The following is an 11,316-nucleotide window of genomic DNA, read 5'->3' on the forward strand; positions in this document are numbered from 1 at the left end:
CAGGCAGGAAGTACATATATTTTATAGCTGATTTCAAACAAGCTTCCAAATTGTGTATTTTTGCAAATGCTAAGTCCGCGACAGCTTTTCCTTCTTAATACCGCTCAAACATCCCCATCCCCACGTCTTCTGGAAATTGAAAGTGCAGAGGGTATGTATTTATATGACTATGATGGAAATAGTTATATGGATCTTGTTTCCGGCTTTGCAGTGAGTAATACGGGTCACAGGCATCCAAAAGTCGTTCAGGCAATTAAAGACCAGGTGGATAAATATCTTCATCTAACAGTCTATGGCGAGTTCATACAGTCGCCACAGGTAAAGTTTGCAGGCAAATTATCTTCTATCTTACCAGATTCCTTAAGTTCAGTCTATTTCGTTAATTCAGGTGCCGAGGCCACTGAAGGAGCCATGAAGCTTGCAAAACGCTTTACCGGACGATCTGAAATTATAGCATTTAAAAATTCTTATCATGGGAGTACCCAGGGTGCACTCAGTGTAATGGGCAATGAACATTATAAACAAGCTTACAGACCACTGCTTCCGGGGATTCGTTTCATCGAATTCAATAATCCTTTTGATCTTGACCTGATCAGTACAGATACTGCAGCCGTAATAATGGAGACGATTCAGGGCGAAGCTGGTGTAAGAGTACCAGATTTTAATTATATGCAGAGTTTGAAAAAACGCTGTAATGAGACAGGTACTTTATTAATTCTGGATGAAATTCAAACAGGGTTCGGCCGTACCGGTAAATTATTCGCTTTCGAACACTTTGGTATAAGTCCTGATATTCTGTTGCTGGCAAAAGGAATGGGTGGAGGAATGCCAATTGGTGCTTTCATCTCCAGTAATAAGATCATGAGTGTTCTCAAGGAAAATCCAATCCTCGGACATATAACTACGTTTGGTGGTCACCCGGTAAGTTGTGCTGCAGGCCTGGCCAATCTGGATGTGATCATTGAAGAAAATCTATTTAAAGATGTCGCATCAAAAGAATCTCTCTTCAGGGAGTGCCTCCAGCATCCGGAGATCAAAGAGATCAGAGGAATGGGATTGATGCTCTGCATACAGTTAAGCAGTTTTGAACAGGTAGAGAATGTGAGCAGGCGTTGTGTAGAAAATGGGATAATTATCGATTGGTTCTTACACTGCGATACCGCAATGCGAATTGCTCCTCCTTTGATCATTACTGATAATGAGATACATAAAGCATGTGCAACGATCATTGAAGCACTGGATTTCTACCGGGCCGGATAATCCATATAATTCTTAAGCAGCACATTTTCATTTTAAAGCCGTACCTTTGCACAAATATAAAATCGCTGGTATTTTTAACAGCGATGTAAAATCAATACATGTCATTCGAAAATTTAAACTTAATTGAGCCTATTTTAAAGGCTTTAAAAACAGAAGGTTATACTACCCCTACTCCTATTCAGGAGCAATCAATACCAATCATATTAGAACGTAAAGACCTTTTAGGCTGCGCACAAACCGGTACAGGAAAAACCGCAGCGTTCGCCATTCCAATACTTCAGATCCTCGAGGGTGGAAAAATATACGATAAAGGACCAAGAGCAATCAAATGCCTGATCTTAACTCCAACCCGTGAGCTAGCCATACAAATTGGTGAAAGCTTCGCAGCCTACGGACGTCATACAGGAATGAAGCATGCTGTTATTTTTGGAGGTGTTTCACAGGGCTCACAGGTCTCAGCTTTAAAATCAGGGGTTGATATCCTTATTGCAACTCCCGGAAGATTACTTGATCTGATCAATCAAAAATTTGTTCATTTACATTATCTGAAGATATTCGTACTTGATGAAGCCGACCGCATGCTTGACATGGGTTTTATTCATGATGTAAAGAAGATCATAACCAAGATTCCACAGAAACGTCAGACTTTGTTCTTCTCAGCAACTATGCCTGATGAAATACAGAAACTGGCAAACACCATTTTGGTTAATCCTGAAAAAGTAGAAGTAACGCCAGTATCCAGTACTGCTGATACCATTGATCAGTCATTATTCTTTGTTGAGAAAAACGACAAGAAAAAATTGCTTATTCATATCCTTAATGATAAGAGTATTAAATCTGCACTGATCTTCAGCCGGACTAAACATGGCGCTGATAAAATAACAAAGGATCTTGTTAAAGCCGGAATTAAGACCGAAGCTATTCACGGAAATAAGTCTCAGAATGCCAGGCAAAAAGCATTGTCTAATTTTAAAAGCGGACAAATAAAGGCTTTAATTGCAACTGATATCGCAGCAAGGGGAATAGATATTGATGAGCTTTCACACGTGATCAATTTTGAATTGCCTAACATTCCTGAAACCTATGTTCACCGTATCGGCAGAACAGGTCGTGCAGGTTCAAGCGGTATTGCCTATTCTTTTTGTGATGAAGAGGAAATGGAATATCTTAAAGATATACAGAAACTGATCGGGAGGGAAATTCCTGTTATTGAAGATCAACCTTATCACATGCGTGGAGCATCTTTTATTATGAGCAAGTCAACCAAAAAGAAGGGCGGATCCGCTAAAAAAGCAAACCCAGCATCCGGAAGTGCTCCAATGAGCGGAAGTCCGAACAGGCGATTTGGCAATAAAAGAAGATAGAAAGAATAAAGAGAAAATGCTCCGGAACCAATATCCGGAGCATTTTTTATTTAGTGGATAATCCTTTAAACATCAGATCAGCAACCAGCTGATTTCCTGTAGGGTTTAAATGCACCCTATCTGTTGTGAGTATACCAGATTCCTTATTACCTGGATTATTTGCCAGATTATACTCTAAAAATGCCTTTCGCAGATCAACCAGGCCGCATCCATATTTAGCTGCCAGGTCACGTATCATTTGACTATAACGATTAAGATCACCATCCTGTGAATTACTAAAATCAGTTCTTTCGCCTATTACTGCTGGAGTACAAACAATTACCCTAATCCCTGAAGCCTGAAGCTTTTTGATCATTGCAGTATAAAAGGCAACAAATTTATCAGGATCTGTGCCCGTCTGATTGCTTTGTTTATGCCAAACATCATTCACTCCAATGTAAATGACAACTACATCTGGCTTTTTATCTAAAACATCCTCCTGAAACCTGAGATAGAGGTCATAAACCTTGTTCCCGCCTATCCCGGCACCAATCAGTTCATAATCCGGTCCACCATCCTTCTTGATTTTTTCTTGCATTAGTGTGATATAGCCTCCGGGTTTAACTCCTGCATTGGTGATTGAATCACCAAAAAATATAACCTTTTCCTTTTTTTGAACCTGCATTCCTGACATGACCAAAAATAAAAGGAATAAGGTCAAACAATATATATCTCTCATGGGTTGAATAATTAAATAGTATTAGAAAATCAATTAAAATAATTCACTCAAGCTAAAAATAAAACTGAACAAATCCTCAGAAAAAAATAAATGTTATAAAAAGGGGAAAACCAGCACTAAATATATAAGCAGGTGCCCATTACCATAGCTTTTCATTTTAAGAACATTCTGAGCAAAAATTCGGTTACATTTTTAAGAGGGTCTGAGAAATATCTTAACTAAAAATTTAATTCCCGAAATAATGAAAATTGCTTATCTGTCAACCTACCCCCCCCGGGAATGCGGAATTGCTACCTTTAATTACAACCTGGTCAAAGCAATTAATGCCGGAACTCCAGGTTCCCTGAAGGGTTTTGTGGTGGCCATGAGCGATTCGGATGATCAGAAACAGTATGACTATCCCGAAGAAGTTAAATTCGAGATCAGACAGGAATATCAGGAAGATTATATTAAAGCTACTGAATTTATAAATAACAGCGATGCGGATGTTTGTATCCTGGAACATGAATTCGGCATCTTCGGGGGTGAAAGCGGGGTATATATACTTCCCCTGATCCATCGCCTGGAAAAGCCCTTAATAACCATTTTACATACCGTTCTGAAAGAGCCTTCTTTCATCCAGCAGACCATCATTAAAGAAATTGCAGCCCAGTCTGCCAAAATTATTGTCATGAGTCACCGGGCAGTTGATTTTTTAATAAAAATCTATCAAATTCAGGAAGAGAAGATTCAAAGGATCGAACATGGAGTTCCGGACCTGGAACCTAAGGCATCAAACCCGGTAAATTCATTACTGCCTTTCCGGAATAAAACCGTACTGTTTACATTTGGATTGATCAGCAGGAATAAAGGACTTGAAACAGTTATACGTGCTTTGCCCGAAATTGTTAAAAATCATCCGGACCTGATGTATGTGGTTTTGGGGAATACCCATCCTGGAGTCCGGAAAAATTCAGGGGAAGAATATCGGGACAGCCTGAAACGATTGGCAACAAATTTGAATGTTGATAAGCATTTAACCTTTATCAATCAGTTCGTTTCAGAGGAAGAGCTTTTCAACTACCTGACAGCGGCCAAAATATACATTACCCCTTATTTAAATGAAGCCCAGATAACCAGCGGAACCCTATCCTATGCTGTTGGAGCAGGAGCCGCTGTATTATCAACACCATACTGGCATGCTCAGGAACTATTAGAAAAGGGACGCGGAATACTTTTTGACTTTAAGGATTCAGATGCCCTTGCAGCCTCAGTGAACTACCTTCTTGATCATCCTGAAGAACTAAAAGAGCTTAAGAATAAAGCCTATAACTATGGATTAAAGCTCAGGTGGCCTGCAATTGGCCTGGAGTATATGGCTGTATTGATTGAAGCCGTCGGAAAACCACCTGTCTTAAAGGACAAATCCCGTCATATAATCGATCCTGACATGATCCCTTCGTTTAACCTGTCGCATGTAAGAAGGCTGACTGATGATACAGGGATTGTACAGCATGCAAAATACGGCATCCCCAACCTAAAGGAAGGTTATTGCCTTGATGATAATGCAAGAGCCCTTATAATGGCTCTGATGGCCTATGAGCAGACTAAAAGCAAGGATGCGCTTCAGCTCCTGCCAATTTATCTGAGCTATATTCAATATATGCAGCAGGACGACGGAAATTTCAGAAATTTTTTAAGTTTCAGGAGAGAATATCTCGATGAAGTTGGATCTGAAGATTCTTTTGGCCGCACCATTTGGTCCCTGGGTTATTTGGTCGCTTCAGCTCCAAATAATTCATACAGGGAATTTGCGGAGGAACTATTTAGACGTTCAATTCCACATTTCAAGGCGCTCCACCATTTAAGGGGAATTGCAGATACAATAATTGGACTCTCTTATTATCTTTCTGTACATCCTTTCAACGAGACCATGACCAATGAACTCATTGAACTGACCGAACCGCTGATGAAAGCATTTAAGGACCACAGTAACGAGGAGTGGCATTGGTTTGAAGATAAGCTTAGCTATGATAATGCCATCCTCCCTATGGCTCTTCTATACTCTTCAGAAATCACAGGCAATTTAACAGTAAGGGAAGCAGCTTTGGATGCAATCAGGTTCCTGGATAAAATCACCTTAAGTAAAGGCTATCTGAGCCCGGTAGGAAGTGAAGGCTGGTATTACAAAAATAGCACGATGGCTATCTTTGATCAGCAGGCTATCGAAAGTATGGCGATGGTTCTGATGTATTTCAAAGCCTATGAGATAACTGCCGACAAAGAATACCTGAGTAAAATGTATTTATGCTATCAGTGGTTTCTGGGAGAAAACACGCTTCGATTAACACTCTATGACCATGAAACCAAAGGCTGTTGCGATGGTTTGCAGGCAGGAGGACTTAACCGAAACCAGGGAGCAGAAAGTACGCTTGCCTACCTGATCTCTCACCTGACAGTACTGAAAGGGATTGAGTTAGAATCCGTGTATGGCGATGATAAAAAACGTAAGTTAGTAAAGGGGATGACCTATTCTGAAGCTGTTAAAAGAGACGAAAGCAAGATCATACCTCCTGTCAGGAAAAAACCGGCTTTTGCACGTAATGTATACATAAAGCCTTAAGGAATTAGATCAATAAGGAGTTCTACTGCTCCGGATTGCTCTTCCCTGGCTATAAAAATTTGCCCAATGTAAATACAGTAACTGACAACCTTTTACATGTATCTTAAATCCTACAATGCGGATGCTTTACTCTTAAGCCTGTCCAGAAGATCATGAACATTAACATAGGCAAATGAAGAGCAATAATCAGACAATCCATAAGGGATAATCAGTGTATCATTATGAATAATTGATCCGCATGAATACAGGACATTCGGCACATATCCTTCCCTTTCCTCCTTATTAGGAATTATAAGAGGTTCTGAAAGCCTTCCGATCTCCACCGTTGGATCATCAAGCTTTAATAAGCTCGCTCCAAGACAGTACCGTCTCATCGGCCCTACCCCATGTGTAATAATTAACCAGCCGTCTTCAGTTTCGATTGGTGAACCACAGTTTCCGATCTGTATATATTCCCAGGTTGAATGAGGCTTCTGAAGCAGAACAGGGTGTTCCCATATCTGTATTTTATCAGAATACATAATATAATTATTCCAACCGTCTATCCTCGACATCATAGCATATTTCCCGTTTATTTTACGTGGAAAGAGAGCCAGATTTTTATTCTGAGCGCCTTCACCATAAAGCGGGCAGACTTTAAAATTATAAAAATCTGTGGTCTGCAATAATTTTGGCATGATCAAATGTCCGTCAAATGCAGTATATGTAGCATAATATATCACAGACCCGTCATCATTGAGAAAGCGTACAAAACGGGCATCTTCAATGCCTTTTCTTTCAAATTGGGAGATAGGAAAAATAACCCGGTCTGAAATATCTGTATCCATTGAAAAACTGATATCATGAAATGAATCAGAAAGCCAGAGAACCTTTTTGAATTCAAGCTTCAAATTAATATTTTGCTCCTTGTCCCTCAGATCCAGGATCACCCTCTGAAGTTCATGATATTCAAATTCATCACCCAATTTGTCTTTAATCTGTTCCAGAATACTATTATCGATATGATTATCAGCAGCTTTCTTGAAGAACAGTGTTTTAACATAAACTGCATTCCTTATAAGCTCTGCTTCATCAACATAATTTCCAGATGGCATAACAGTAAGATCTCCGTTATTGTCAACAATAGCCCTGCGGAAAACTATGGAGGATATGTGACCTTCACCAACAGCCCTAAAGCTGATGATCATCCTTTTCTGGCCCTGAACCAGCTCAGTCTGATCAGGATCCTCTACGATCGAGGGATTAAAGAAGGCCGCCGATTCAATAGAATATTCATGAGTAAAATAAGAACCTAACAGCAATTTCCTGAATTGGGGGATAGTGTCAAAGTCAATACCAAGATCAACAATCAGCCTTTTCACTCTTTCACAATGTCGGTTTAAGATCCGGGTAATATTACGATGGCGTTTCGAATACTCCTGTAAAATCGGGGAAATTACACTGAATACTTCAACATCAGACAATTCCATCACCCGTTTTATCAGTTCTTTGGCGCGTTCATCCTGAGTAAAAAAGAAACGGGCAATTACACGCTTAGAATCAGGGTAAAGTTTAACCGCACTGCGTTCTATAGATAATCTCATATAAATAATTTGTAATCGGTCAATATTGAATAATCATATATTATACCATTTTTGCCCTCTTTATCAGATAAGAATGTAAAACCTGATAAAAGCCTGAATGAATATCTGCATCAACGAAGTCGATCTTGTATTGCGCACATTTTAACTTCAGTTCTTTATGATATAAACTTACTGCCTCAAGGTAAGATTCCCTGACATTATTGGGATGAATCTTGAGATCCTCACCACTTTCGATATCTATAAAATGATAGGGACGATTATCAAACTCAAAGCCGAGCTCCATTTTATGATCTAAAACATTAAATATAATTATCTCGTGTTTATTATGCTTTAAATGCTGCAGGGCTGCAAAAATTTCATTGAGTCCCTCTGTTGATTCACCCTCAAGCATATCGCTGAAAATAATAACAAGGGAACGCTTATGGATCTGCTCAGCGATCTGATGCAATGCTGAAGCAACATCTGTTTTATCACCACTTCCTTTTTTATTCATCAGTTTTTCCAACTCTGAAAATAAATATTTTTGATGTGCAGTGGTAGACTTGGCTGCAGTTGTCAGTTCCAATTTATCTGAGAAAAAACTTAATCCAAATGCATCCCGCTGCTTTTTAAACAGATACATCAATGAAGCTGAGGCATATACAGAAAACAATAGCTTATTAAAATCTTTCTCCGGGTAATACATGGATGAAGAAACATCAATCACTATCTGACACCTCAGGTTTGTTTCTTCCTCAAATCTCTTAACAAAAAGCTTATCAGTGCGACCATATAATTTCCAATCAACATTCCTTACGGAGTCGCCGGTATTATAAAGACGATGCTCTGCAAATTCAACTGAAAAACCATGGAACGGACTTTTATGAAGCCCCGTTATAAAACCTTCTACAACCTGTTGGGAAAGCAACTCAAGATTCCCGAAATCCTGAAGATCTTTATAGTTTGACAGATTCGGTTCCATGCTCTAAAATAAAACAAATTCAGGGTAATGATCGCTTATTTTTAAAACTGGCAAAGAAAAAACAGGTGTGTAAGAATAAATACACCTTCCCTGCAGGTGAATTATCAAAAAAGATTTACCTTCGGAATTAGGTTTTGCTATTAACCGGTAAGCCTCTGAATCAATCTAACAAGCCCAATTATTTTAATAAAAGAAAATCAACAAACCAATGATGATTATTAAATTCAGATATACTCTAATTTCAGCTCTACTGATTTTATCAATTTCTTCCCAGGCGCAACTCAAAGACTTGAGCTTCAAAGAAGTCTTTACCAACCCGGTAAAAGATATTATTAATCCGATTCCGGTTTTCAGGGGCTGGGCAGATAATACCCATTACATTGAATACCGCATGGAAGGACAACAAAGCAAGCCTTACACGGTTGATGTACGCACAGGCGAAGCTGTTCAATCGGCACCTGCACAGGTAAATGAGGCTTCTGTAACAATAAAAAACAAAGATGTTTTTTACAAGGATGCTTTGGGAACAGAGAAACAATTAACCAGAGATAGTATCCCGGAAAAAAATCCGACACTATCTCCTGATGGAACACAAGTTGCATTTACAAGAAACAATGATCTCTTTTCAATCGATATCAATTCAGGTGCTGAGACGAGATATACGACCGACGGCTCTGATGTGATCTATAATGGATGGGCCTCATGGGTATATTATGAAGAGATCCTTGGCAGAGCAACACGATATAAGGCTTTCTGGTGGAGTCCGGATAGTAAACGGATCGCATTTATGCGTTTTGACGATTCAAAAGTTCCAGTATTTCCTATTTACAACTCAAGCGGGCAGCATGGCTTTCTTGAAAACACTAGGTATCCTAAAGCAGGTGATAAAAATCCTGAAGTCAAAATGGGACTTGTTAACCGGGGTACAAAAGGAATAGTATGGGCAGATTTTGATGCGAAAAACGATCAGTATTTTGGGACTCCTTTCTGGATGGCCGATAGCAAAACGCTATGGATGCAATGGATGAACCGCGATCAGAATAACCTTATTATTTATAGTGTAAATCCTATGAATGGTAGCAAAAGAGTTATTCATGAGGAAACACAAAAAACATGGGTCGACTGGTTTGACGGCATGTATTTTCTTAAAAACGGACAGGGTTTTATCCTGAAAAGCGACAAGAGCGGTTGGGGTCATTATTATTTTTATGATCTGGAAGGAAACCTGAAGAAACAATTAACCTCAGGATACTGGCGAGTAAACCAGTTATTACTGGTTGATGAGAAAGATCAGGAAATATTTTTCACAGCCAGACAGGAAAATTCAGCGAGAATCGACCTTTACCGGGTTAGTTTAAAGGGCAATGAAGAACCTGTGAGGTTAACATTTGGGAATTATGACCATCAGATAAGTCTTTCACCTGATGGTAAATATTTTCTAACTACCTATTCTAATTTAACAAGTGCACCAAAATCAGCGTTGCTGGATAATAAAGGCAAGGTCATTCGTGAGCTTGCCGATTCAAAAGGCTCAGCGTTTGATTCCTATAAACTTCCTAAAACAGAACTTAGCTATTACAAGACCCGCGATGGGCTTGAACTTCCAATGACCATTACTTTACCTATAAATTTCGATCCGGCCAAAAAATATCCTGTCTGGATCTCAGTTTATGGCGGTCCGGATGCCGGAACAGTTTACGACAGATGGAAAAGTCCTCTGGGACTTAACTACTGGTGGGCAAAGGAAGGTGTAATACAGGTAGCAATTGACAACAGAAGTTCAGGGCATCTGGGAAAGACAGGAATGGATTTCATTTACCGTAAAATGGGGAAATATGAGATTGAAGATTATATGGATGCAGCCATTCTGTTAAAATCTAAACCTTATGTTGATGGCACAAAGATCGGAATTACTGGTGGCAGCTTTGGTGGTTACATTACCACAATGGCACTAACCTACGGTTCTGATGTATTTACTCATGGTATTGCCAATTACTCTGTAACTGACTGGGCACTGTACGATACTCATTACACTGAACGGTTTATGGGAACCCCTAAGAATAACTCTGAAGGATATAAGATCACATCCCCTCTCACCTATGCAGATAAGCTAAAAGGAAGCCTGCGTATCGTGCATGGCACGATGGATGACAATGTTCACATGCAGAATAGTATTCAACTGATCAACAAACTGCAGGATCTTAATAAACATTTCGAATTTATGCTTTATCCGGGTGAACGTCACGGCTGGGGTGGAGCGAAATCAAGGCATAGCAATCAGGAAAATGTGCGCTATATCTATATGAACATGCTTCAAAAACCAGTACCCGCAGAATATTTAGAGTACTGGAAATAAAAAAAAATCAGATGATTAAAAACAAAGAAGCTCCTGCAGATTTACTGCAGGAGCTTCTTTGTTAATTGATATTTATACTGCTTATGCCAATTGCTTGCTTAGTTTTTCTGCAAGAACTGATTTAGGCACTGCACCAATTTGTTTATCTACAATTTCACCGTCTTTAAAGAACAAAAGAGCAGGAATATTCCGAATTCCGAATTTCATTGAAATACCTGGATTGTTATCTACGTTAACTTTTCCAACCACCGCTTTTCCTTCGTATTCTTTTGCAAGTTCTTCAACAACCGGGCCTACCATACGGCATGGACCACACCATTCTGCCCAAAAATCAACCAGGACAGGTTTATCAGATTTAAGGACTAATTCGTCAAAGTTTGCATCTGTTAATTCTAATGCCATAATAATAAGATTTTCGTGTTTATAATTCAAAGATAGTATTCAATATTCCTGCCACAAATTTACCCTGCTA

Annotated in this window: 8 protein-coding genes; 4 read left to right on the forward strand and 4 right to left on the reverse strand. The window is 39.3% G+C overall.

The window, feature by feature from the left end; genetic code table 11:
- Positions 1–66: 66 nt before the first annotated feature.
- Positions 67–1,260 (forward strand): aspartate aminotransferase family protein, encoded by a 1,194-nt coding sequence (locus BLR27_RS04330; RefSeq protein ID WP_090700769.1) that lies wholly within the window; start codon positions 67–69, stop codon positions 1,258–1,260.
- Positions 1,261–1,358: 98 nt separating this feature from the next.
- Complete coding sequence (locus BLR27_RS04335; RefSeq protein WP_090700773.1) at positions 1,359–2,624, forward strand: DEAD/DEAH box helicase; 1,266 nt, start codon at positions 1,359–1,361, stop codon at positions 2,622–2,624.
- Between the two features lie 46 nt (positions 2,625–2,670).
- On the opposite strand, the gene BLR27_RS04340 is transcribed toward BLR27_RS04335, so the two are convergent.
- Complete coding sequence (locus BLR27_RS04340) at positions 2,671–3,342, reverse strand: SGNH/GDSL hydrolase family protein (RefSeq protein WP_090700776.1); 672 nt, start codon at positions 3,340–3,342, stop codon at positions 2,671–2,673.
- Positions 3,343–3,583: 241 nt separating this feature from the next.
- Here BLR27_RS04340 and BLR27_RS04345 point away from each other — a divergent pair, with 241 nt between their 5' ends.
- Positions 3,584–5,944, forward strand: a complete 2,361-nt coding sequence (locus BLR27_RS04345; RefSeq protein WP_090700780.1) for a glycosyltransferase family 4 protein — start codon at positions 3,584–3,586, stop codon at positions 5,942–5,944.
- Positions 5,945–6,054: 110 nt separating this feature from the next.
- Here BLR27_RS04345 and BLR27_RS04350 read toward each other — a convergent pair whose 3' ends face one another.
- Complete coding sequence (locus BLR27_RS04350) at positions 6,055–7,527, reverse strand: glycoside hydrolase family 130 protein (RefSeq protein WP_090700784.1); 1,473 nt, start codon at positions 7,525–7,527, stop codon at positions 6,055–6,057.
- 40 nt (positions 7,528–7,567) lie between these two features.
- Positions 7,568–8,488, reverse strand: a complete 921-nt coding sequence (locus BLR27_RS04355) for a DUF58 domain-containing protein (protein ID WP_090700789.1) — start codon at positions 8,486–8,488, stop codon at positions 7,568–7,570.
- A gap of 208 nt (positions 8,489–8,696) precedes the next feature.
- Between BLR27_RS04355 and BLR27_RS04360 the strand changes: the two genes are divergently transcribed.
- Entirely contained in the window at positions 8,697–10,844 is a 2,148-nt protein-coding gene (locus tag BLR27_RS04360; RefSeq protein WP_245704428.1) for a S9 family peptidase, read from the forward strand.
- Between the two features lie 81 nt (positions 10,845–10,925).
- Here the strand turns inward: BLR27_RS04360 and trxA are convergent, their stop codons facing one another.
- The gene (gene trxA / locus BLR27_RS04365; RefSeq protein ID WP_090700793.1) at positions 10,926–11,246 is read right to left on the reverse strand and encodes a thioredoxin; all 321 of its coding nucleotides are present in this window, start codon (positions 11,244–11,246) and stop codon (positions 10,926–10,928) included.
- Positions 11,247–11,316 lie beyond the last annotated feature (70 nt).

It is taken from the genome of Daejeonella rubra (assembly GCF_900103545.1).
GTDB classification, from domain to species: Bacteria; Bacteroidota; Bacteroidia; order Sphingobacteriales; family Sphingobacteriaceae; genus Daejeonella; species Daejeonella rubra.

Excerpts from the sequence above, each read along its gene's own strand:
- BLR27_RS04330 (WP_090700769.1), top strand. The coding sequence starts at position 67 with ATGCTAAGTCCGCGACAGCTTTTCCTTCTTAATACCGCTCAAACATCC.
- BLR27_RS04335 (WP_090700773.1), top strand. The coding sequence starts at position 1,359 with ATGTCATTCGAAAATTTAAACTTAATTGAGCCTATTTTAAAGGCTTTA.
- BLR27_RS04340 (WP_090700776.1), bottom strand. The coding sequence starts at position 3,342 with ATGAGAGATATATATTGTTTGACCTTATTCCTTTTATTTTTGGTCATG.
- BLR27_RS04345 (WP_090700780.1), top strand. The coding sequence starts at position 3,584 with ATGAAAATTGCTTATCTGTCAACCTACCCCCCCCGGGAATGCGGAATT.
- BLR27_RS04350 (WP_090700784.1), bottom strand. The coding sequence starts at position 7,527 with ATGAGATTATCTATAGAACGCAGTGCGGTTAAACTTTACCCTGATTCT.
- BLR27_RS04355 (WP_090700789.1), bottom strand. The coding sequence starts at position 8,488 with ATGGAACCGAATCTGTCAAACTATAAAGATCTTCAGGATTTCGGGAAT.
- BLR27_RS04360 (WP_245704428.1), top strand. The coding sequence starts at position 8,697 with ATGATGATTATTAAATTCAGATATACTCTAATTTCAGCTCTACTGATT.
- trxA (WP_090700793.1), bottom strand. The coding sequence starts at position 11,246 with ATGGCATTAGAATTAACAGATGCAAACTTTGACGAATTAGTCCTTAAA.